Origin of the sequence: Christiangramia sp. 3-2217-3z (assembly GCF_051195275.1) — a bacterium.
GTDB lineage: Bacteria > Bacteroidota > Bacteroidia > Flavobacteriales > Flavobacteriaceae > Christiangramia > Christiangramia marina.
The window spans coordinates 1-20,951 of the sequence record NZ_JBNJLI010000010.1 but is presented as its reverse complement, the minus strand read 5'-3'; the positions used below and the strand labels follow the sequence as shown (position 1 = coordinate 20,951).

The following is a 20,951-nucleotide window of genomic DNA, read 5'->3' as shown; positions in this document are numbered from 1 at the left end:
GCTGTGTTTTGGATTAAACTCCTTAAAATCAAGTTTAGGGCTAACAAGCTGATCAAGAATCCGCTCTCCCGGTAAAGGGACACGGCACGCTTTTACAACATAGACTTACCCTCTTTAAAGAATTCGTGTTGAGTTTATCAAAAAAGCACTAATACAGGCAGTAACCTTTATTATATTTTATGAACTTATGAGCTTAAATGTTCCTGTAACAGATCGTTAAGTTCCTTCAACTTATCTTCTGCTTCAATCATTTCACTCGACTTATCTATATTCTTCTGCTCTGTTTGAGCCGCAAATTGTAAAGCACACATGGCTAATACATCCTGCTTATCACGCACAGCATAATTCTGCTCAAACTGTTTGATCATCGCTTCGATCTTTTTCGCTGCCTTACGCAAACCTTCCTCCTGGCTGGGCTGAATGGTTAACGGATACACGCGGTCTGCGATCGATATTTTAATTTTCAGTTTATCTTCCATCCTAAATTATTCAGATAACTGAACGATGCACTGATCGATTTCCCGAATCAGGCTATTTATTTTGAGCTTCGTTTCTGTCTTATGTTCGGTACTGCCAAGCATCGCGTTCGCAGCTTTTAGAGTTTGAATCTGATCCCTGGAAAGCTGTAAATCTCCCTCCAGCTTCTCATACTCAGATCTTACAGAAATTAATTCCTCTTGTAAAGATTCATTGGACTGCCTCACAGATTCATATCTATGAAGGAGCTTACTGATCTTATTCTCCAGGTTATCAACTATTTCTGTCATATCACTCATAATCGCTAAAACCGATGTGAACCCTTACAAAGTTAACATACGCTTTGAAATATCCCAATACTTTTTCAGGTGATTTAAAATAATAATGAACAATGTTAGTAATTCTCTGTAGGCAAGCCATTTAATATTGATAGAACTTTAATTAACTTTACAGCTGCTTTGAAAATGAAAAAGTCCCCAGATCTATGAAGAAAGCCTTACTATTCCTGTTATCCTTTATCTGTATTCAGGTTCATTCCCAACAAGAATTACCTCAGGATTATTTTGAAAATCCGCTCAATGTACCCATCGTTCTCGCTGGAACCTTTGGTGAATTAAGGTCTAATCATTTCCATAGCGGACTCGATATTAAAACCCAGCAGCGTGAAGGTCTTGAGGTGAATGCTTCTGCGGAAGGATATATTAGCCGAATTAATATTCAGCATTATGGCTACGGAAAAGCACTTTACATCCAGCATCCAAATGGTTACACTACAGTATACGGACATCTTCAGAAGTTATCTCCAAAGCTGAAGGATTATCTGCGGAAGCAGCAATATGCTAAGGAATCTTACGAAATAGAACTTTTCCCAGAACCTGGTGAACTTAAAGTTGAAAAAGGCGAATTGATCGCCTATAGTGGCAATACAGGTGGTAGCGGAGGCCCGCATCTTCATTTCGAAATCAGGGATGGAAGCCAGCGCCCCATGAATGCTCAATTATTTGGTTTGGATGTTGCCGACTCAAAACCGCCTATGATTCAGGGAATTTTCGCCTATCCTCTTGGCGAAGATGCGCATGTGAATAATTCTCAAAACCGACAAAAATTAAAATTGATCCCTCAAAATGACGGAACATTTGCAGTTCCCGAAGTTGAAGCTTGTGGTGAAATAGGTTTTGGTATCACCACTGTAGATCAGCAAGATGGTGCTTACAATCAGAATGGTGTTTTTAAAATAGAATCAAATCTGAACGGAGAAGATGTTTTCGAAATAAACTTTGAAAAGTTTTCTTTCGCTGAAACCAGGCATCTTAATCAATTGATCGATTATGAATATTATGCCACCAATAGAAGTAGAATACAACGCCTTTATAAAACTCCAAATAATCCTTTAAGTATCTACGGAAATATGCAGAATGAAGGATTGCTGAATATTAAGGATAGCCTCGATTATCAGTACACCATAAGAGTGACAGATCTTAAAGGCAATGAAAAGCTCATCCGCATTCCAATTAAAGGTCAGATTAGTGATAAGATCGTTAAAAGAGAAACCTTGGAAACGGAATACCTGGCTTCCAGTGAAAATGGACTATCTGCCAAAGGAGGAAAAATGGATGTATATATTCCTAGTGGTAGTTTATATAATGACACCTATCTTGATATCAACTTCAGCGATGATGTAGTAAAGGTACATCGCGATGAGATACCTTTACATAAAAACTTCACCATAGGTTTTGATGTAAGTGAACTTTCCGAAGAAGATAAAGCGAAAACATTTATTGCACGTGTGTCAGATAACGGCAGGTTGAACTACTCGACAACTTATAAAAAAGGAAATCGCTTTACGACAGGAACCAGAACATTTGGTAATTATCGATTAGCGCAGGATACTAATGCCCCGAGCATTAGACCGGTTAATTTCTACGATGGTCAATGGATCTCTGGCAATGAAAGCTTAAAGGTGAAGATATCTGATGATCTTACAGGAATTCAGGATTTCAGAGCAACGGTAAATGGAAAGTTCATTTTAATGGAATACGAATACAAAAACAATACACTCACACATTACTTTTCAGATGATGTAGTGACCGAAACTGAGAATGATCTAAAGATCATCGTAAATGATAATGTAGTCAATACGACGACTTATACTGCGAAGTTCTTCAGAAAATAAATCAGTTATATAAAATGAAAAAGCCCGAATCGATGATCCGGGCTTTTTATATTATTAGACTGTAGCTTAGCTTTCTATAAAATCTTTTAAGGTAGCTACTACATAGTCGATTTCTTCTTTAGTATTGTATCGGGAAAATGAAAAACGCAAGGATGGTTTTTTCAAATCATCTTCAGAACAGAATGCATTTAGCACGTGACTACCCGTGTCACTACCGCTCTGGCAGGCACTTCCTTTAGAACAGGCAATCCCTTTTAAATCCAGCTGAAATAAAAGCATTAAAGCCTTCTCCTGAGTTACAGGCAGACAAACGTTCAACAAAGTATATGTACTTTGAGTATGATCTTCACAGGCACCATTAAAACTTACACCAGGAATCTCCTGCTTCAGTTTATCTATAAAATGTTGTTTTAGACCTTTTACATAAGCCTGTTCTTTGTCCAGATCCTGATAGGCAAGTTTTAAAGCCTCTTCCAGACCCACAATATTGTGCACACCTTCAGTTCCTGCACGGTGACCTCGCTCCTGCTCCCCACCAAAAATTAACGGTTTCAAACCAGAGTTGCGACGCACATAAGCAAAGCCAACACCTTTTGGTCCATGAAATTTATGAGCACTTACCGCGGTAAAGTCGACAGGGATTTCTTCGAAATCAAGCTCAAAATGACCCACAGATTGTACGGTATCTGAATGAAAAAGTGCGTTATATGATTTTACGAGTTGCGCGGTTTTTTTGAGATCCAGCATATTACCAATCTCATTATTCACGTGCATCAGGCTTACCAATGTCTTGGAATCTGAAGATTTTAATCGCTCCTCAAGATCTTTAAGTTCCACATGACCTTTGGAATCCAGGGAAACATATTCTATCTCGATATCAAAACAATTCTGAAGTTGATTAACAGTGTAAAGTACCGCATGATGTTCAATTTTGGAAGTAATGATCCTTCGAACACCCAGATCCCTTACGGCAGAATTTAATGCAAGATTGTCTGCTTCAGTCCCTCCGGAAGTAAATACGATCTCAGATGCTTTTACATTAAGGATCTTAGCAACAGATTTTCTGGCCTGTTCGATCAGAGTTTTGGAAGATCTTCCGAAGCTATGTGTGGAAGATGGATTTCCATAGTTTTCTTTTAAAACGCTGGTCATTTTATCGACCACTTCATCCCGAATCTGGGTGGTAGCTGCAGAATCAAAATAGACATTTTTCATGGCCGCAAAATTAATGGAAATAAAATAACTTCCTACTTCTCTGGCTCATATCTTTGATTCCTGTATTTTTGTTTAAAAAGCAATAGAATGAAACGTTTTTTGATCGCGATTGCGCTGCTAGGCCTGCTTACTTCCTGTGATGATGGAGATATTATTGTAACCGACTTTGATTTTGAGGACAGTACACTTCAGTTTTGTGAAGGCCCGAATAAGTTCGTAATCTATGCTACGAATAATGATGATGTAAACGAATCGATCTCCCTGGAATTCAATGATAGCAATATTACTACAGATGATTCTGGAAATTTTATTACCAATACTTCGGAAAATATCACTTTCTCTCTCAATAGTTCAAATAGGGTTGTTTATCGCATTTATAATGGTCAAATTACTGGTAGCACCTATTTTTGCCAGGTTGTTCCTCCAAGTGAACCAGTTCCAACGGCAGAATATGTGAGTGGCTCTGATGGAACTGTGACCATCGCTACCAGGTTTACAGACGAAACCGGTGATGCAGATCCAGATGACGATGGTCTCTCGAATTTAGAGGAAGGTTGGAATGAAGAACCAGAACGAGATACTGATGGTGATGGAATCCCAGATTACTTGGACCGCGATGATGACGGTGATAATGTTGTTACGCGCGTAGAACGTTTAGTAAATGAAGATTCCATATTGGATGATAATGGAGAAGTTGATTCAGACGGAGATGGTATACCAAATTATCTGGATGATGATGATGATGGAGATGGTGTTCTAACAAGATTGGAAGTAAGCGAGGACGATGGACTAACGAATCCAGAATTATTTAGTAGTACCGGGGATGGTGCTCCAAATTATCTGAATGATCAGCAAACTGAATTCATCCAGCATAATGAATATATTCCACACAATATCACAAGGAATTATGGCTATATTGTAACATTGCGTAATTTCAGCCTGACCAGAACCGATGATGGATCTGGAGAAACAATTAGCTATAGTTCTTATCAATTAGGCTCCCTGAATGAGACAAATATTCCATTCGAATTGTGTCCTAATACGGTTGAGAATTGTGATGATGAAGAAGAGGAAACAGACGTAACAGAAGAAACTGATGAAGAAACTTCTAATTAAGCATTCTGGAATACATATACTTCCGTAGCACCGAGGCCATATTTCTGATAATCTGCATCATAAAATTTCACGTTCGAGTATCTTCCTAAAAGATACTCCAGTTCCATTTTAAGAACACCTTCGCCCTTGCCGTGTATGAATACGATCTTAGGTATACGCTTCTGAATGGCAAATTCGAGTTTGTGACGGGCATGATCCAGCTGTAAATTCAGCATTTCATGGTTAGACATATGTCGGCTGAATCTTACCAGTTGATGAATGTGTAAATCTACTTCCATAGGAGGAGTACTGCGCTCCTTTGGTTTGATTCTTTCAGATCTTCTTGGCTTATCAGGTGTTTTTTGTTTGATCACCTGCTCCACATCAAAATCTGACACATCTTCTATGGCGAGTGAATCTTCGATCTTTACCAGTTCCTGCGTATCGAAGTTCATCAAAAACCCATCTTCAGTCTTTATAGTAATACTATCATTCTGAATATCCTGAACCACCCCGGCAAGGGAATCATCGATCACCTCTACTCTATCTCCTCTTTTCAGCATCATTTATCACTTTCATTTTGGCCTTCATGATCATCTTTAGTCGCAATCCAGAAGTTAGTCGCACGATAAAGCCCAAGCATAATAATGATTAGACCTATTATTTTAAAGTACGGACTTACATCATCAACAGATATGGCATAAAGAAGCAGCGCACCACCAAGAAAGATAAGTATCGTATTGAGAACCTGAGAATTATTCATTTTCAAACAAATTAAATCATTGTACGGAATTCGTCGAATTCGATTTATGATTACATTTATTGCAAATTTATAGCTTTCGTGAAGCACACCTTGCTTTTTCTGCTGATTTTTAGTGCGGGCTCTGTATTTGCACAATTATCTGTCACATCTTCTGCGGAAGCAGAACACTACCTATTTGTACAAAACAGGCTACTTTATGTTGAGCAGGAAATAAATATAGATCAGAAAGATCCTAACTCTCGAGCCGGAATATACCTTCGAAACGATGCCGGACTGCTGCAGGGAGAAAGCGATTCAAATAAGAATACGGGTGCAGGAAAACTTTCAGTGTATCAACGTGGCACCTCTTCAGGTTATGATTACAACTACTGGAGTTTACCTGTAGCCGTTAGAAGTACAGAGCAAAGTTTGGTCGATTATATATTCGCACCAAAAGATATATTAAACTCTGAGAAAACATCCCTCATATCAGATCTTAACGGTAAATCTGATCCATTGCAAATATCGAATAGATGGCTATATGCATTCTCCGGAACCGGTTATTCGAACTGGCAATATCTGGGAAATCAGTTTGATCTTTTCCCGGGAGAAGGTTTCAGTATGAAAGGGGTAAATGGATTGGATCTAAGAGTAATAAATTCTGAAGCAATTAATCCTGGTAATGCCCAGCTTTACGATTTTAGAGGCATTCCAAATAATGGTCTAATTGAAATACCTATAAAAAAAGACCAGATTCTTCTTATTGGAAATCCTTATCCCTCGTTGTTTGACCTGGATCGATTCTTACTTGAAAATATAGCTACTACGGGAATTGCCTATTTCTGGGATTCCAAAGCAGAAGTTAATTCTCATTATCTTTCAGATTATGTAGGAGGCTATGGCACATATTCACCTGGTTTAAGACAATACGCACCACCAATTTTCAGAAATAGCGCTGATGTAGAGCTGTTTCGTGGAGCAGAAGTCAATAGGAGTCCGTCGCCAATTGGCCAGGGATTTATGGTTATAGGAAAGCAGGATGGAATTATACGTTTTACAAATAGTCACAGGATCTATATAGGTGCTGATGAGATCCCGATCTTCAAGACTTCGCAGGTGCAAGAGAGCACTACTCTGACATTAAAAGTTACCTTCAACTTTTTACATGAAAAAAATCTAATACTTGGCTTTGATGAAAGGTCTACAGATCAGGTCGATCATGGTATGGACGCTAAAAGTATGGAGCAGAAATCCAACGACATTTTCTGGGACATTAACGATATCAATTACGTTATTAATGTTCAGCCAAAAATTGATGAGAAACTAATTCCGTTACTACTTCAACTGAAGGAGCATACAGAAGTGGAGTTTAGCATTTCAGATCTGCAAAATTTTAATCCAGATCGAGTCTTTATCTATGATGCAGAGCAAGACTTGTATTTCGGAATACGATCTGGTAGTTTAAGCTTAAGTCTTTCAGAAGGACAATACAAAAACAGATTCTACCTAAGTTTCATTGAAAAATTACCTCCTCAGGAACAAGAAAATACTGAGAAGCCTGATGAAAATGAGAATAATGAAGAACAGGAATCAGCGGCAGATCAATCTAATGAAAGTAATAATACTCAGGATCCTGGGACAGAAGATTTAAAAGTGTTCGACTCCAAACCACCACGCGTTCTCCTTAATTCTATAGAAATATTTCAAAATAACAAACAAGAGCAACTTGAAATAAAACTATATTACGACAGTTGGATCACCCATGTAAGCATGTTTGATCTGCAGGGAAAGCAGGTATACCAACAGGTTCTGCAAAACAGAGAAAAAGAATTTTTTTATCCTACCGGTAATTTAAGTAATGCTATTTATATTGTGAAGGTAAAAACTAATGATCAAATAGAGATCAGCAAAAAAGTAAAAGTCAGTAATTGAGTTCGATAGAAGAATACATGCTACCCTGCCTGAACAAAAGCGTCTTTGGTATTGATTGTACCGGATGCGGAGCGCAGCGTTCTATAGCATTGTTGTTGCAAGGTAATTTTGAAGCCGCTTTTTACATGTATCCTGCCATCTATAGTATCATTCTATTACTACTATTTGTGGTTTTCAATCTGTTTTTTAAATTCCGCTATGACTATACCATCAAAATTGGTCTTATCATTTTTAATGGGGTCATCATGGCCGGTGCTTACCTGTACAAAATGTTTTATATTTTTAATTAACCAATAACTAACTACCAATGGAACAAAGAGAATTACCAAATTCAACCCTAATCCTCGTCTTCGGAATTTTATCAATCGTAGGTTGCTGCTGCTATGGAATTGCGGGAATCATCTTCGGAATTATTGCATTAGTGATGTCTAAGCGTGCAATCGAAATTTATAATACAGATCCTCACTTATATTCGGGATATAATAACGTGAAGACTGGGAAAATCCTGGCAATTATAGGTCTCGTGCTGAGTGGTATTTCTATTCTAATTACCATCGTAAGTTTAATTGTCTTCGGAGGTATGGAAGGTGTAGAAGAAATGCAAAGAGAGATTTTAAGAGAATATGGTGGGTAATAGCCTGTTGATCTAAAATGAAAAAACCCGCTATTAAGCGGGTTTTTTATGTATTGTAATGCAATTTACTTTTCGAATTGCTTTAGAGTTTTGACAATAATATTGACACAGTCTCTTAATTGTTCTTCATTCATCACTAAAGGCGGAGCAAAACGAATAATATTACCGTGCGTTGGTTTAGCAAGTAAACCATTTTCTTTAAGCGCCATACATATATCCCAGGCAGTTGTACTATCTGGAGAATCGTTGATTACGATAGCGTTTAGTAATCCGCGTCCTCGTACAAGTTCCACAATATTGCTTTCTTTGATATAATCATCCAGCAGTTGTCTGAACAAATTACCTAGCTTTCTAGCATTCTGAATAAGGTTTTCATCTTTTACCACATCCAGCGCTGCGACAGCCACGGCAGCGGCAACCGGGTTACCTCCAAATGTAGAACCATGCTGTCCTGGCTTAATAACTTCCATCACTTCATCGTCTGCAAGTACTGCAGATACCGGGTAATTCCCTCCAGAAAGTGCTTTACCTAAAATAAGAATATCAGGTTTGCTATAAGTTTCTTCCTGTCTTTCACAATGATTTTCACAAGTACAGTGCCCACAAACAGCCAAAAGACCACCAGTTCTGGCAATCCCTGTTTGTATTTCATCTGCCATGAACAATACGTTATTCTTGTTACAGATTTCATTCACTCTTCTCATGTAGTCATCTGTAGGCGTATAAACACCTGCTTCACCCTGGATTGGTTCAATAAGGAAACCAGCGATATTAGAATTATTTTCTATTGCCTCTTCCAAAGCATCTACATCATCGTAATTGATCTTGATAAAACCTGGTGTATAAGGACCAAAGTTCTTTCGAGCTCCCTCATCATTCGAAAAAGAAATGATTGTAGTGGTTCTTCCGTGGAAATTATTTTCAGCAACAATGATCTGCGCTTCTGTTTCTTTCACACCTTTTTTCTCATAAGCCCACTTACGAGCAATCTTGATAGCGGTTTCCACTGCCTCAGCCCCGGTGTTCATTGGTAAGATCTTGTCAAAACCAAAATATTCTGTAGCATACTTTTCGTAAGCTCCAAGAACATCATTATGAAAAGCTCTTGAAGTAAGAGCCAGTTTAGACGCCTGTTCGTACATTGCTCCAACAATCTTTGGATGACAATGCCCCTGATTTACTGCGGAATAAGCCGATAGAAAATCATAATATTTTTTGCCTTCAACATCCCAGACATGAACACCCTCCCCCTTACTTAATACTGCAGGTAATGGATGGTAATTATGGGCTCCATGTTGATCTTCCAGTTGTATCGCTTCATCTGAAGAATTGACTTTAGGTAATGGCATGTTAGTTCTTAATTTTTTGAATTAGTGTTTGGTTATTCCTACTTTTCCGCATGAATTAGTGCTATTTGGAGAGAAATCATCCCGTAAATTCGAATTGCTGCAAATTACTAAATGTTTGCTGAAAATTTCAACTGGCCTCTCTTTAAATCTTGTTAATTATCCTATTTTTGCGCTATGGCAAGAAGAAACAAGAACAAGTTATTTACTGAAATTGAAGTGGTAGATGCCGGAGCAAAAGGTAAGGCAATTGGTAAATCTCCAGATGGAAGAGTGATCTTTATAGACAATGCCGTTCCTGGCGATGTTGCAGATATTCAAACCACCAGAAAAAGAAAATCATATTACCAGGGAACTGCAGTTGAGTTCTATAAACTTTCAGATAAAAGAACAGAACCTGTTTGCCAGCATTTTGGAACCTGTGGAGGTTGTAAATGGCAGAATATGGAGTATAAGTTTCAGCTTGAATATAAAGAGAACGAGGTGATCAATAATCTCCAGCGCCTTGGTAAAATTGAATTGCCTGAGGTAACTCCAATTCTTGGAAGCGAAGAGATCTATTTTTACCGGAATAAAATGGAGTTCTCTTTCAGTGATAGTAGATGGCTTACCATAGATGAGATTCAAAGTGGTGAGAATATTGAAGACCGTAATGCCCTTGGATTCCATATTCCGGGAATGTGGGATAAAATACTTGACATCAAAAAATGTCATTTACAGGCTGATCCTAGTAATGCCATTCGAAATTTCACCAGAGATTTCGCTACTAATAATGATATCTCTTTCTTTAATACAAGAAACCAGGAAGGTTTATTGCGTACCCTTATGATTAGAACCACTTCCACCGGTGAGATCATGGTACTTATTCAATTCTATGCAGAAGATAAAGTAAAGAGAGAACTACTCCTTAATGCTTTAAGTACCGAATTTCCTGCGATCACTTCACTACAATATGTGATTAATAATAAAGGAAATGACACTATCTACGATCAGGAAGTTATCTGTTTCAAAGGTCGCGACCATATTTTTGAGGAAATGGAAGGTCTTAAATTCAAGATCAATGCTAAATCTTTTTACCAGACTAATTCTGAACAGGCTTACAATCTTTACAAGATCACACGGGAATATGCAGATCTTAAAGGTGACGAACTGGTGTATGACCTCTATACAGGGACCGGTACCATCGCACAATTTGTAGCTAAAAATGCGAAAAAAGTAATTGGTGTTGAAGCTGTTCCTGAAGCGATCAAAGATGCACGGGAAAATGCTGAACGCAACAATATTGAAAATACGGAGTTCTATGTTGGAGATATGCGTAAAGTTTTCACTGAAAGTTTTATCGCAAAACATGGTAAACCTGACGTGATCATTACAGATCCACCACGCGATGGAATGCACAAAGATGTTGTAGCCCAGATATTGGGAATAATGCCTGAAAAAATTGTGTATGTTAGCTGTAATTCTGCTACACAGGCCAGAGATCTTTCTTTAATGGATGAACATTATAAGGTTACCAAAACAAGAGCTGTGGATATGTTCCCGCAAACTCACCACGTAGAAAATGTTGTTCTTCTGGAAAAAAGATAAGAAAAATGAATACCAGATATTTACTTTTTGGCTTATTCTCTATGGTTTTTCTAGCCGGATGCCAGAGAGATGATATTTGTCCGGAATCGGCAGATATTACTCCATTTCTAATCCTTCGATTTTATGATATTGAAGATCAGCAATTAGCCAAAGCACCTCAGAATTTAAGTATTCGAGAGGTTGGAGATGACACCACTTTTGTAAGTATTAGAAGTAATAGCAGCACCCTAACCTATTTTAGATATTCACAGGATAGTATTGCGATCCCATTGCGAACAGATTCTGGTGAAACGAACCTTGAGTTTATTTTAAATACTGCGGAAACTCCTGAAGAAGGAGAAGATCCTGATGAAGATGAAGACGAAGAAAATGCACAAAACATAGATATTCTACGTTTTTCCTATACCGTCCAGGAAGAATATTTAAATCGCGCCTGCGCCTACAAAGCTAATTACGTTGGGCTGAAGGTGAATTTAGAAGGTGGTGAAGAATCCTGGATACAAAACATACAGATTCTGGAAACTAATATTGACGATCAAAATAATGCCCATGTTTCGATATTTTTCTAGCTTCATTCTAATATTTTGCACGGCACTCCTTTCAAGCGCTCAGGAACAATCCAGCACAAAGGATACCGTAAATTATAATGAGAAGTACGGGATTCGGGTTGGAGTCGATATTAGTAAACCCATAAGAAGTGTCTTTGATGATAATTATAGCGGAATTGAATTAGTTGGAGACTATCGTTTCTATGACAATTTTTATGTTGCAGCAGAACTTGGAAACGAAAAGATAACTTTTGAAGGGGATAATATTCAAACCCTATCCAATGGTAGCTATATAAAGCTGGGTGGAGACTACAATGCCTATGAGAATTGGCTGGATATGCAAAATGTCATTTTCGTGGGTGTTCGTTATGGTTTCGCCACCTTTTCACAAACACTGGAAGAATATACTATTTATACTTCGACAGATTATTATGGTGTAAATACTAATACTGAAGAAATTGAATCTACCGGACTTACGGCAAGCTGGGCTGAAGTTATGGTAGGTATAAAGGTAGAGATCATTAATAATCTATACTTATCTGCAAACGTACAGCTCAAGAGAAGAATTAGTCAGAGTGAACCCAACAATCTGGACAATCTTGCGATTCCCGGTTTTGGAAGAACTTATGATGCCAGCGAATTTGGAGCAGGTTTTGGCTACTCCATTAGTTACATGATCCCATTCTACAAAAAAGCGAGGAACTAGTCCTCCTGCTTACTCTTCTTCTTCGAACCTTCATAAAGAACATATTTCAGAAGTCGTCCTTCAAGAGGTCCGTTATATAATTTTATCTTTCTGGAAGCTCTTAGCCCAACACTTTTAATCGCATCAAAATTGGTAGCAATAAACCAGGCATGGGTACCAGGATATCCCTGTTTTAAGGTGTCCCCTATTTTTCCGTAGAAATCTTCAATATCGATCTCAAGTCGCTCACCGTATGGTGGATTGAAAAGCATATGAAGATAACCCTCATTTTGCTTTACACTTTCAAAAAAGCTTTTCTGCTCAATTTGGATAAAATCCCCGAGATTGGCATTTGTCACATTGTCCTTTGCCTTCATTACTGCGGAAGGAGCCTTGTCATAACCTCTGATCTTGAAATGGAAATCACGCACCTTCTTCATTGCTGAAGCTTCAATCTTTTCATAAAGATCTTCATCCCAGTCATTCCATTTTTCGAATGCAAATTCCTTTCGGTTTAGGTTTGGCGGAATATTACACGCGATCATAGCTGCCTCGATTGGGATTGTTCCACTACCGCACATTGGATCCAGAAAATCACATTGTCCATCCCATCCAGACATTAACAACATTCCCGCGGCCAGTACTTCGTTAATAGGCGCAATATTGGTTGCAGTTCTATAACCTCGTTTATGAAGACTATCTCCAGAACTGTCAAAGGATACATTACAGAAATTATTTTCGATATGGATGTTTATTCGTAGATCTGGAAAATCGAGATCTACATCCGGTCTTTTACCAAATTTCTCCCGAAACCGGTCTACAATTGCATCCTTGGATTTTAATGCTACATATTGCGAATGGGTGAATATTTCAGAATGAACAGCCGAGTCTATAGCAAGACTACCTTCAACATCTAAAAATTTCTCCCATGGCAGTTTTTTGATATTATCGTAAAGTTCCTGTTCAGAATTTGCGGTGAAGCTCTCGTATGGCTTCAAAACTTTAATAGCGGTACGAAGACATAAATTGGCTTTGTACATAAAGCCTTTATCGCCAACAAAACTTACCATTCGATTACCCTCCTTGATATCCATTGCACCAAGGTCCAAAAGTTCTTTTGCCAATATCGATTCGAAGCCAAACAAAGTCTTGGCGATCATTCTGTAGTTATCCATAGTACTGCTTTAAAGAACCACAAAAATAAAGTAATTTTGTCCCATACGATAATATTTACAGGATACTTCAGTCTAAACCGCAGTTCCTGTCCTAATTGAATTTCAAGTTGCCGGAAAGCTTATATATTTACCTGTTACCCATCCTGGCTGTCATCGCTGGATATATCATTTCAGTATTTTTAAAACCAGGAAGTTCGTCAGGTTTTAAATTATTACTGGCATTTAGTGGAGCGTATCTTCTGGCAGTAACTGTACTGGAATTACTTCCAGAAGTTTATGATTCTTCTAATGAGAATATTGGTGTATTTATCATGCTGGGACTTTTATTGCAGATCGTGCTGGAATTTTTGTCTAAAGGCGCCGAACATGGTCACATGCATCATAATAAAGATTCTGCAGCATTTCCAATTACACTCCTTATCAGTTTGAGCATACATTCTCTGCTTGAAGGTTTTCCTATGGATCATGATAATCATCTTCTACATGGTGTTGTGATCCACAAAATACCCGTTGCAGCAATTCTTTCAGTATTCCTGGTACAGAGTAAACTCAGCAAACCAAAAGTTTTTATATTCCTGGCTTTATTCGCTGCCATGACGCCCCTTGGAAACTGGCTTAAAAACAATATTCCTGAAATTGCCCGGTATGCAGATGAGATCAACGGAGTAGTTATTGGTATTTTTCTTCATGTATCTACTACGATCCTATTTGAATCCTCTAAAAATCATTCCTTCAATGCTTCTAAACTGGGAGTTATAATACTAGGGGTTTTACTCGCTTATTTCATTTAAATGTTTAGTAGAGAGGAAGCAAAACAAATACGCCAGGAATTCTGGACTAGCTTCGGAAAAGAGTTTCCGCACAAATGGTTGCTGTATGATACCAAGATGAAAGAAATTCAGCTAAAGTTTAGCTTTGAACATAAAGTTGCGCAGGTTTCTCTGGATATAACAGATGCTGATGAACTTTTACGTGACTATTATTTTGAAAAACTTCTTTCTTTAAAAACGGTACTAAAAGATAGTTACCTTCCGGAAATAATCTTTGTTAAAGACTATGTTCTACCTGAAGGCAAGACCGTTTCTCGTATTTATGTTGAAAAGGAAGGAGTGAATATTTACAACAAAAAATTCTGGCCTGAGGTGAAGCAATTTCTTGCTGAAAACATGCTGAAGCTGGAAGAGTTTTTTGATGATTTCCAAGATTTTATCAAAGACTAAAGTCTTATTGCTAATTTTTAGTAATTTAAATTCTCAAATATAGCTACTGCTGGTCTTTACCCTACCTGATCTTGTCATTTTATAACTAAACAAAATTTTTAAAAATGAAAACGATTAAAATTCACTATTCACCTTCTTATTGATTCTTCTAAGTTCATGTTCATCAGATAATGAAAATGCTGAAGTAGATCGAGCGATGGTGGTTGGGCACCTGGAATCTGAAAGCCTTCGATTTTTCCGGAAGTACAAGCGGTAACTTTGAAATAGTCGATCTTAGCTCTGACTACAGCGGTGAAGCCAGGAATATCGATACTGCCTTAAGCTTTAACGAGGGTAATACTTTCAATTTTGAAGGCAGTTATGATGATGTTTTAGAACCGAAGGAATGACGTTTTTTCTACCGGAAATTGGAGAATGGAAGGTGATTACATTATATCTTCGGCAGCTCTTGGTCAGGTTCAGGGACAAGGCGTTCATGGTCCGGAAGAAGGTAGAATGAATATATTCCAATAGTTTTTTATGCACTTCTAAATTAAAATTCTAATTCGGTTAAATAAGGTTGTGCCTCCTCGCCTTCTCCACAGCTTCAATTTTAGAGTGCACCTGTAATTTTTTATAAATATTTTCAATATGTTTTCTAACTGTATTGGGTGAAAGGAAAAGCCGTTCGGCAATAAGGGTATGGCTCAAACCAGTACACAGATATTCAAGTACCTCAATTTCTCTGGACGACAGCGAAATTTCTTCCTGATATGCCAGTTGAGTTACAGCTTCTGGATTTCGTAATAATTTCAAAGTTTTTTTGGCTATAGAAGGTGTCATTCCTGCGCCTCCGTTCATAGTACTAATAATACCCCTATGTAGGTCTTCCGGATTCGTATCTTTTAGAAAATAACCATCTGCACCTGCTTTTATAGCATTAAAAATGTATTCGTCATTATCAAAAACCGTTAGCATGATGACCTTTATATGCGGAAATTTTTGTTTTACCAGCATCGTTGTGTCAATACCATTAAGACCAGGCATTTCGATATCCATCAAAACTAGATCAACATTCAGGTTTTCCTGTAGCTTTTGCAATAATACCTCTCCTGAAACCAGAGATATTCGATGCTCTAGATCATTGAACAGAGAAACTTTCTCCTCCAGCGCTTTGAGAAGAAACCTATTATCATCTAATATCGCTATTCTAATTTTCATATTGAAAAAATTCCGCAGAGACCATGACGATCCTGCGGAAGATTAAAATCCATTCCCCCAATAAATGGATGATTAAAAATATCAAGAAGCTGCATAATATAAAATAAGGCATATGCACTATTTAGTAACTATAACTTCTACACCCTTATTTAGTTCTGAATGAACTTCAATAGTGGCATGAATATCCTTAGCTCTTTTTTCCATATTATATAATCCATTACCATATTCAATGAGATTCGGATCAAAGCCAACTCCATTATCCTGTAACTTAAAGACGATTTCAGAATTTCTTTGTTCGCCATAAAAAGAAATAATTTCAGCGCCAGAATACTTAATCGCATTATTTAAAGCCTCCTGAATAATCCTGAAAATATTAATACCCTCTAAAGCAGTAAATCTCTTATCTGAATTTACTTTGAACTCGGAAATAAATTTCTTTTCTGGATGGAGTTTTCTGGCATTTTTAAATAATTCCTCTATACGAAACACCAGTTCTTCCAAATTTATATTTTCTTTATTCATTGCCCATATAGTGTCTCGCAATTCATTTATGGTAAGAGTTGTGAACACCCGAATCTCATCTATTTTGTTAGCAATTACTGAATTCTCCTGCTTCATTTTGAACTTAAGATTGTCCAGGCTTGAAATAATAAAAGTAAGCTGTGATCCTATATTATCGTGTAGGTCCCGACTTATTCTTAATCTTTGTTCCTCTAATCTATTCTGGGTTTCAATTTTGGCGAGTGCAACGTCCAGTTCTTTTTCTTTTGAAAGTTGTTTTTTTTCTAAATTTTTCCTGTTTATTATTAAATAGGCCAGCAAGCTACCGAGTATTAATATTGCTAGAATCCCTGAAATAGCGAAATTTCTTCTCTCTATTTCCAACTCGTTTTCTGCGATCTTATTCTTCTGAATTAAAATTTCGTTTTCTTTCCGCTCTGTTTCAAATTCCACATTCAATTCCGCAATCTTCTCCTTCACTTCAATTGAATTAATACTGTCTTTGAAAATGTTATATTTTTCAAGGTAAAATAAAGCGGAATCTGTGTTGTTTCTCAATTTATACGCTTCAGACATTTTCTGATAAGTATACTGAGCCAAAAAATTATAGTTTTCTTCCAGCGCTAAAGGTATGGCCTGATGAAAGCTTTTTATAGCTGAAGATGCATTTCCCTCTTCAAGATAAACTTCTCCTATTTGTGTGAAATTTTCAGCTACTCCTTTTGGATCGTCATTTTTGATTCTGATTTCTTTGGCTTTTTCAAAATAATAGCGAGCGCTATCAAAACTTCCTAATTGTCCGTAAACACCAGCAAGATTACTGTAGCTGTAGGGAATACCCACCTTGTAATCATCTTCCAGAACTATTCGAAGTCCTTTTTTATAAAAGTGTTCAGCGCTATCAAGTTCTCCCTGAATTTCTTTTAGAACCCCATAATTATTATAAATTCGGCTTTGTATAAATCTAAAATTCCCTTCTTCAGCAAGGTTTTTGCCCTTCACCATATAATATTGAGCCTTTTCCATATCTTCCCGCTTTAGCTTATATCCAAGCTCGCCATAAGAATCAGCTACTTTTTCATCATTACCAGAATTTTCATAACTCTTAATAGCCTTAAGCATATATTCCACGGCTTTGTCTTGATTGCCTCTATAACCAAAAATGGTTGATAGTTGCCAGTAGGAATCGGCAATTCCATTGATATAATTCAGTTTTTTGGAACGCTTTAAATTATTACTGAAAATGACCAGCAAAGAGTCTGAAGAAATATTGGAATCCTGAATGGTCAGAGAATTTAAAGAATCAATTTCAGTTTTGGTCTGCGAATTTGCCTCCTTAATTAAAAAAATTACAATTATCAGGAATAATAATTGCTTCATAGATTGATAATAGTATTAGTTAGCGTATTCTAATTTACATTTTTTAAACAAAATAAAACTTCAGAAAGGTTGTAAGTGAGTAAATTATAGGTGTAAAGACATTTTTTTCTGCTGGAAATTTTAGACAACCTTCGTTTTTCTTTCATTTTTAAATGAAAAAGTCTGTTGTTATGTTTAGACTTCAATTGCTTGGATTTACTAATTTCAGAAAAAATCATGAAGACCAGAACACCGGAAAATATGATAAATATGTGGATAATGACCTTCATAATTTCTTGAAAAAAGAGGACGGCAACTTTCGCCAACCGACCTCAGATATAAAAATCCAATAAACATTGAATTTTTTTACAATTTCTACTTTGATAAATCATAAGCGTAGATACTACTATTATTAGCTTTATAATAAAGTACACCTCCGAATTCATCAACTTTGTATTCCGGTTTTTTATCTTGTAAGACAATTTCTTTTTCGACTTTACCAGAATCCTTGTTGACCTTCACCAGCCCAGTTTCACCGTCTAGTTTCGTAAGAATGAACTGGTCATTTTCAGTTGCAGAACTGGCTTTGAAACGCTGAGACATAACTTTAAAAGAGGCATCGCCAATACCAGCAAACATATCTGCAGCACGTTTAGCTTCTTTTCCATAATCATTGTAATTCCTAAGATCATTACTGCTACCAAAACCAGTCTTATTGGCACCTGCACGAGCAGAACTTGCCATAGCCAAAGCTGTACTTGCAACAGCCATAACACCGGCAGCGACCTTTAAAAATCCACTGTTTGATGGAGATTTGTAATATTCATGAAATAATTCGTCTCCGTTTGCACCAAACATTGCTACATTTTGACTTGAGGAAAGAAATACTCCATCCTCTCGAATTTCCATATGATTGGGTTGCTCTTTTTCTTCAAAATTAAATTTTCCAAAATCTGAAATATCCCCAGTACTTTCTTCTACAGCATAAATTTTATCATCAGCACTAATCAGGTACTGTGAATTTTTTTCATCGTAAGCTGAAGCAACAGCAGCGGCTTTCTTATACTTTAGAGGTTTGTTCCAAACTTGCTCGCCTGTTTCCAGATTTACAATATTTGCATCTTCATCTGTGATATAAATAAGCCCCTGAGGCGTATGGGCCATAATCTGAATGTTTTCTCCGGTTTTTAATGGTTTTTTAAATAAAGTTTTTCCGTCGTAAGAAATTTTATTAATTCCGCCCTCATAAATTCCGAAAAGAATACCATCTTCCATGGTATAGAAATGCTGAACATAGCCTTTAGTTTTGGGAGCTTTATCCCATAAATCTTCACCATTTGAAGCATCCAAAAAAGCTATATTAGATTCATTTTTTTTACTCATAATTCCTCCATTACCACTTTGGTCACTTACTACTGCAAGCCCATTGTCTAAAATTTCAAAATTTGAGATCGTTCCTTTTACCTTTCGGTCATCCTGCCATAAGTCAGCTCCATTTGAACCGACTTTATAAATTCTGGTATTGTTGCCATTATTTACAGGTTCAAAAGCGTAAATTTCTTTTTCAGAATCATCGGCTACCATCCAGCCAATATTCTTCAGCTTATTTTCCCAAAGTGTTTTTCCAGAAAGATTTTTACTTATCAAACCCTGGCTTGTGGGTACAATTAGGGAACTTTTCAGCAGAAGTGGCTTTCCTGTCACTGCAAAATACTTAGCCGTAACTTTTCCAGGTTCATTTAGAAAAAATGAATAATCCAATTTTCCAGCAGAAAGATCATAAACAGCCACTTTTGGCGTATTTTTTTCAGCAGCATTGCCATCTTTCTGCATTCCTGAAATTACCAATTTATTCTGTGGAAGTATTACATCAAAAGTGAAGATTTGTTTCCAACCAAGATCATCTGTTTTGAAAATTACTCTTCCAGAAACATGATCAATGATTGCTCTTTTTGTACCTGTTAAAGCGGATAGACCAGCCATAGGTCCTTTTCCTCCACCCTGCGCAACAATAACATATGGAGATAGCGGAACAAATTCCATTTCTTCAGTTTTTATGGCTCCGAATTCTGTAAAATTAAATAAAGGTTTGTTGGTTTTTGCTGAAATTCCAGAAATACCATCATTTGTAGCAACGATTAAAGTGCCTGTCCCTGTGAGTGTCATCTCATTAATTTTGGCACCCAAATCATAAGTTTGATCTGCGTTTGTTTGACCAAAACTAATGTAAGCTGTTAGCATGCTTACAAAGAGCATGAGTTTAGAAATAATTTTCATAATATTAGCTTCTAAAGTTCACATTAAACTTTCCTTCAGAAATAGTTCTTACAGAATCGTCATTTCCATTTTTTCCTTTAAAATTGAAAGTCCCTTTCACTCCTGAACTGGTCTCTTCTGAAATAGTAATGGAACCATTTGAAGCTCCTGAACTATAAAGTGTAGTCCAGATTTGAGTTGCCATAGGATTGTTTACATCAGTTTCTGTGTAAGTAGCCGAGCTGGAATTTGAAGATCCAAAAGTGAAATCATAAGTACCCTCCCCGGTATACCCCATAATATTAATGGTTATACCTTGTCCATCAGCGTTTGTTCCCTGCACCATCAGCATGGTACTGGTAGAACCTATAGTTTGTTTAACTGCATTGGATGAAGCCGGAAAAGATTTGAATGCTCCAGCTCCACTAATACTGGCGGTGATTTCTCCCCCTCCGTCACCAGAACCGTTTTCATCATCATCTTTTGAACATCCGGTTAATGCTAAACTGAAAACTGTTAGAAATATCAAACATGTTTTAAAAAATTTTACTCCTCTCATTTTTATTGGGTTTAGGTTAATAATTGAAGAGTAAAACTAAGAAGGGAAAGTTTTGGTTTCAATACGTCATTTGACGTATTAAGGGAAAATAAAAGCTATTTAGCTCCTTAACATTATGGTATAAAAAAACCCTTCATCGTTATGATGAAGGGTTTTCAAGAAGAAGGCGGCGACATACTCTCCCACAATACAGCAGTACCATCTGCGCTAACGGGCTTAACTACTCTGTTCGGGATGGGAAGAGGTG

22 protein-coding genes, 1 rRNA gene and 1 other RNA gene are annotated in these 20,951 nt (G+C 37.1%); 11 read left to right on the top strand and 13 right to left on the bottom strand.

Translation table 11 applies throughout. The features are described from left to right. Positions 1 to 15: 15 nt before the first annotated feature. The 3 genes from ssrS to ACSHZO_RS14830 all read right to left on the bottom strand — a co-directional run bounded on the left by ssrS (position 16) and on the right by ACSHZO_RS14830 (position 776). Positions 16 to 134, bottom strand: a non-coding RNA gene (gene ssrS / locus ACSHZO_RS14840) — 6S RNA. Between the two features lie 51 nt (positions 135 to 185). Continuing rightward, the gene (locus ACSHZO_RS14835) at positions 186 to 479 is read right to left on the bottom strand and encodes a cell division protein ZapA (RefSeq protein ID WP_141877545.1); all 294 of its coding nucleotides are present in this window, start codon (positions 477 to 479) and stop codon (positions 186 to 188) included. A 6-nt stretch (positions 480 to 485) separates the two neighbouring features. Further along, on the bottom strand, positions 486 to 776 hold the full coding sequence (locus tag ACSHZO_RS14830; RefSeq protein ID WP_141877544.1) for a hypothetical protein: 291 nt from the start codon (positions 774 to 776) through the stop codon (positions 486 to 488). Positions 777 to 961: 185 nt separating this feature from the next. Here ACSHZO_RS14830 and ACSHZO_RS14825 point away from each other — a divergent pair, with 185 nt between their 5' ends. Further along, on the top strand, positions 962 to 2,650 hold the full coding sequence (locus ACSHZO_RS14825) for a M23 family metallopeptidase (RefSeq protein ID WP_298248204.1): 1,689 nt from the start codon (positions 962 to 964) through the stop codon (positions 2,648 to 2,650). Positions 2,651 to 2,716: 66 nt separating this feature from the next. Here ACSHZO_RS14825 and ACSHZO_RS14820 read toward each other — a convergent pair whose 3' ends face one another. Next, positions 2,717 to 3,865: a cysteine desulfurase family protein gene (locus tag ACSHZO_RS14820; RefSeq protein ID WP_298248203.1), complete on the bottom strand. Its 1,149-nt coding sequence runs from the start codon at positions 3,863 to 3,865 to the stop codon at positions 2,717 to 2,719. A gap of 87 nt (positions 3,866 to 3,952) precedes the next feature. On the opposite strand from ACSHZO_RS14820, the gene ACSHZO_RS14815 reads away from it, so the two are divergent. Continuing rightward, complete coding sequence (locus tag ACSHZO_RS14815; RefSeq protein WP_298248202.1) at positions 3,953 to 4,981, top strand: hypothetical protein; 1,029 nt, start codon at positions 3,953 to 3,955, stop codon at positions 4,979 to 4,981. Here ACSHZO_RS14815 and ACSHZO_RS14810 read toward each other — a convergent pair. Beyond that, the gene (locus ACSHZO_RS14810) at positions 4,978 to 5,526 is read right to left on the bottom strand and encodes a Smr/MutS family protein (protein ID WP_298248201.1); all 549 of its coding nucleotides are present in this window, start codon (positions 5,524 to 5,526) and stop codon (positions 4,978 to 4,980) included. The two genes, ACSHZO_RS14815 and ACSHZO_RS14810, sit on opposite strands and share 4 nt — an antisense overlap. Further along, positions 5,523 to 5,723 (bottom strand): hypothetical protein, encoded by a 201-nt coding sequence (locus ACSHZO_RS14805; RefSeq protein ID WP_298248200.1) that lies wholly within the window; start codon positions 5,721 to 5,723, stop codon positions 5,523 to 5,525. Before ACSHZO_RS14805 ends, ACSHZO_RS14810 begins: the two co-directional genes overlap by 4 nt. Positions 5,724 to 5,801: 78 nt before the next feature. Between ACSHZO_RS14805 and ACSHZO_RS14800 the strand changes: the two genes are divergently transcribed. Genes ACSHZO_RS14800 through ACSHZO_RS14790 form a run of 3 tightly spaced genes read left to right on the top strand, consistent with a single transcriptional unit; the run spans position 5,802 to position 8,268 of the window. After that, complete coding sequence (locus tag ACSHZO_RS14800; RefSeq protein WP_298248199.1) at positions 5,802 to 7,634, top strand: T9SS type A sorting domain-containing protein; 1,833 nt, start codon at positions 5,802 to 5,804, stop codon at positions 7,632 to 7,634. Next, positions 7,631 to 7,924 (top strand): DUF2752 domain-containing protein, encoded by a 294-nt coding sequence (locus ACSHZO_RS14795; protein WP_366878443.1) that lies wholly within the window; start codon positions 7,631 to 7,633, stop codon positions 7,922 to 7,924. Before ACSHZO_RS14800 ends, ACSHZO_RS14795 begins: the two co-directional genes overlap by 4 nt. A gap of 17 nt (positions 7,925 to 7,941) precedes the next feature. Next, positions 7,942 to 8,268: a CCC motif membrane protein gene (locus ACSHZO_RS14790; protein WP_298248198.1), complete on the top strand. Its 327-nt coding sequence runs from the start codon at positions 7,942 to 7,944 to the stop codon at positions 8,266 to 8,268. A 65-nt stretch (positions 8,269 to 8,333) separates the two neighbouring features. Here the strand turns inward: ACSHZO_RS14790 and rocD are convergent, their stop codons facing one another. Next, on the bottom strand, positions 8,334 to 9,617 hold the full coding sequence (rocD, locus tag ACSHZO_RS14785) for an ornithine--oxo-acid transaminase (protein ID WP_298248197.1): 1,284 nt from the start codon (positions 9,615 to 9,617) through the stop codon (positions 8,334 to 8,336). A 174-nt stretch (positions 9,618 to 9,791) separates the two neighbouring features. Between rocD and rlmD the strand changes: the two genes are divergently transcribed. Genes rlmD through ACSHZO_RS14770 form a run of 3 tightly spaced genes read left to right on the top strand, consistent with a single transcriptional unit; the run spans position 9,792 to position 12,455 of the window. Next, positions 9,792 to 11,201, top strand: coding sequence for a 23S rRNA (uracil(1939)-C(5))-methyltransferase RlmD (rlmD, locus tag ACSHZO_RS14780; protein ID WP_298248196.1), 1,410 nt, complete (start codon positions 9,792 to 9,794; stop codon positions 11,199 to 11,201). 5 nt (positions 11,202 to 11,206) lie between these two features. Next, complete coding sequence (locus ACSHZO_RS14775; RefSeq protein ID WP_298248195.1) at positions 11,207 to 11,770, top strand: DUF6452 family protein; 564 nt, start codon at positions 11,207 to 11,209, stop codon at positions 11,768 to 11,770. After that, the gene (locus ACSHZO_RS14770) at positions 11,751 to 12,455 is read left to right on the top strand and encodes a DUF6048 family protein (RefSeq protein WP_298248194.1); all 705 of its coding nucleotides are present in this window, start codon (positions 11,751 to 11,753) and stop codon (positions 12,453 to 12,455) included. The genes ACSHZO_RS14775 and ACSHZO_RS14770 overlap by 20 nt, the downstream gene beginning before the upstream one ends. On the opposite strand, the gene ACSHZO_RS14765 is transcribed toward ACSHZO_RS14770, so the two are convergent. Then, positions 12,452 to 13,609 (bottom strand): THUMP domain-containing class I SAM-dependent RNA methyltransferase, encoded by a 1,158-nt coding sequence (locus tag ACSHZO_RS14765; RefSeq protein ID WP_298248193.1) that lies wholly within the window; start codon positions 13,607 to 13,609, stop codon positions 12,452 to 12,454. The two genes, ACSHZO_RS14770 and ACSHZO_RS14765, sit on opposite strands and share 4 nt — an antisense overlap. 107 nt (positions 13,610 to 13,716) lie before the next feature. On the opposite strand from ACSHZO_RS14765, the gene ACSHZO_RS14760 reads away from it, so the two are divergent. The 3 genes from ACSHZO_RS14760 to ACSHZO_RS14750 all read left to right on the top strand — a co-directional run bounded on the left by ACSHZO_RS14760 (position 13,717) and on the right by ACSHZO_RS14750 (position 15,218). Continuing rightward, on the top strand, positions 13,717 to 14,400 hold the full coding sequence (locus tag ACSHZO_RS14760; RefSeq protein ID WP_298248192.1) for a ZIP family metal transporter: 684 nt from the start codon (positions 13,717 to 13,719) through the stop codon (positions 14,398 to 14,400). After that, a complete protein-coding gene (locus ACSHZO_RS14755; protein ID WP_298248191.1) occupies positions 14,401 to 14,829 on the top strand; it encodes a DUF4268 domain-containing protein in 429 nt (142 codons plus the stop codon). It abuts the gene before it with no gap. Between the two features lie 203 nt (positions 14,830 to 15,032). Beyond that, positions 15,033 to 15,218 carry a hypothetical protein gene (locus ACSHZO_RS14750; protein WP_298248190.1) on the top strand — a complete coding sequence of 62 codons (186 nt, stop codon included), beginning with the start codon at positions 15,033 to 15,035 and terminating at the stop codon, positions 15,216 to 15,218. 160 nt (positions 15,219 to 15,378) lie between these two features. On the opposite strand, the gene ACSHZO_RS14745 is transcribed toward ACSHZO_RS14750, so the two are convergent. The 5 genes from ACSHZO_RS14745 to rrf form a co-directional block, all read right to left on the bottom strand. After that, positions 15,379 to 16,029 carry a response regulator gene (locus ACSHZO_RS14745; protein ID WP_298248189.1) on the bottom strand — a complete coding sequence of 217 codons (651 nt, stop codon included), beginning with the start codon at positions 16,027 to 16,029 and terminating at the stop codon, positions 15,379 to 15,381. A gap of 117 nt (positions 16,030 to 16,146) precedes the next feature. Further along, entirely contained in the window at positions 16,147 to 17,910 is a 1,764-nt protein-coding gene (locus ACSHZO_RS14740; protein ID WP_298248188.1) for a tetratricopeptide repeat-containing sensor histidine kinase, read from the bottom strand. 354 nt (positions 17,911 to 18,264) lie between these two features. Beyond that, positions 18,265 to 20,166, bottom strand: a complete 1,902-nt coding sequence (locus ACSHZO_RS14735) for a PQQ-binding-like beta-propeller repeat protein (protein ID WP_298248187.1) — start codon at positions 20,164 to 20,166, stop codon at positions 18,265 to 18,267. A 4-nt stretch (positions 20,167 to 20,170) separates the two neighbouring features. Beyond that, positions 20,171 to 20,704: a DUF6252 family protein gene (locus ACSHZO_RS14730; protein ID WP_298248186.1), complete on the bottom strand. Its 534-nt coding sequence runs from the start codon at positions 20,702 to 20,704 to the stop codon at positions 20,171 to 20,173. 161 nt (positions 20,705 to 20,865) lie between these two features. Further along, positions 20,866 to 20,951 (bottom strand): 5S ribosomal RNA (rrf, locus tag ACSHZO_RS14725); the annotation flags it as partial.

Excerpts from the sequence above, each read along its gene's own strand:
- ACSHZO_RS14835 (WP_141877545.1), bottom strand. The coding sequence starts at position 479 with ATGGAAGATAAACTGAAAATTAAAATATCGATCGCAGACCGCGTGTAT.
- ACSHZO_RS14830 (WP_141877544.1), bottom strand. The coding sequence starts at position 776 with ATGAGTGATATGACAGAAATAGTTGATAACCTGGAGAATAAGATCAGT.
- ACSHZO_RS14825 (WP_298248204.1), top strand. The coding sequence starts at position 962 with ATGAAGAAAGCCTTACTATTCCTGTTATCCTTTATCTGTATTCAGGTT.
- ACSHZO_RS14820 (WP_298248203.1), bottom strand. The coding sequence starts at position 3,865 with ATGAAAAATGTCTATTTTGATTCTGCAGCTACCACCCAGATTCGGGAT.
- ACSHZO_RS14815 (WP_298248202.1), top strand. The coding sequence starts at position 3,953 with ATGAAACGTTTTTTGATCGCGATTGCGCTGCTAGGCCTGCTTACTTCC.
- ACSHZO_RS14810 (WP_298248201.1), bottom strand. The coding sequence starts at position 5,526 with ATGATGCTGAAAAGAGGAGATAGAGTAGAGGTGATCGATGATTCCCTT.
- ACSHZO_RS14805 (WP_298248200.1), bottom strand. The coding sequence starts at position 5,723 with ATGAATAATTCTCAGGTTCTCAATACGATACTTATCTTTCTTGGTGGT.
- ACSHZO_RS14790 (WP_298248198.1), top strand. The coding sequence starts at position 7,942 with ATGGAACAAAGAGAATTACCAAATTCAACCCTAATCCTCGTCTTCGGA.
- rocD (WP_298248197.1), bottom strand. The coding sequence starts at position 9,617 with ATGCCATTACCTAAAGTCAATTCTTCAGATGAAGCGATACAACTGGAA.
- rlmD (WP_298248196.1), top strand. The coding sequence starts at position 9,792 with ATGGCAAGAAGAAACAAGAACAAGTTATTTACTGAAATTGAAGTGGTA.
- ACSHZO_RS14775 (WP_298248195.1), top strand. The coding sequence starts at position 11,207 with ATGAATACCAGATATTTACTTTTTGGCTTATTCTCTATGGTTTTTCTA.
- ACSHZO_RS14770 (WP_298248194.1), top strand. The coding sequence starts at position 11,751 with ATGTTTCGATATTTTTCTAGCTTCATTCTAATATTTTGCACGGCACTC.
- ACSHZO_RS14765 (WP_298248193.1), bottom strand. The coding sequence starts at position 13,609 with ATGGATAACTACAGAATGATCGCCAAGACTTTGTTTGGCTTCGAATCG.
- ACSHZO_RS14755 (WP_298248191.1), top strand. The coding sequence starts at position 14,401 with ATGTTTAGTAGAGAGGAAGCAAAACAAATACGCCAGGAATTCTGGACT.
- ACSHZO_RS14745 (WP_298248189.1), bottom strand. The coding sequence starts at position 16,029 with ATGAAAATTAGAATAGCGATATTAGATGATAATAGGTTTCTTCTCAAA.
- ACSHZO_RS14740 (WP_298248188.1), bottom strand. The coding sequence starts at position 17,910 with ATGAAGCAATTATTATTCCTGATAATTGTAATTTTTTTAATTAAGGAG.
- ACSHZO_RS14735 (WP_298248187.1), bottom strand. The coding sequence starts at position 20,166 with ATGAAAATTATTTCTAAACTCATGCTCTTTGTAAGCATGCTAACAGCT.
- ACSHZO_RS14730 (WP_298248186.1), bottom strand. The coding sequence starts at position 20,704 with ATGAGAGGAGTAAAATTTTTTAAAACATGTTTGATATTTCTAACAGTT.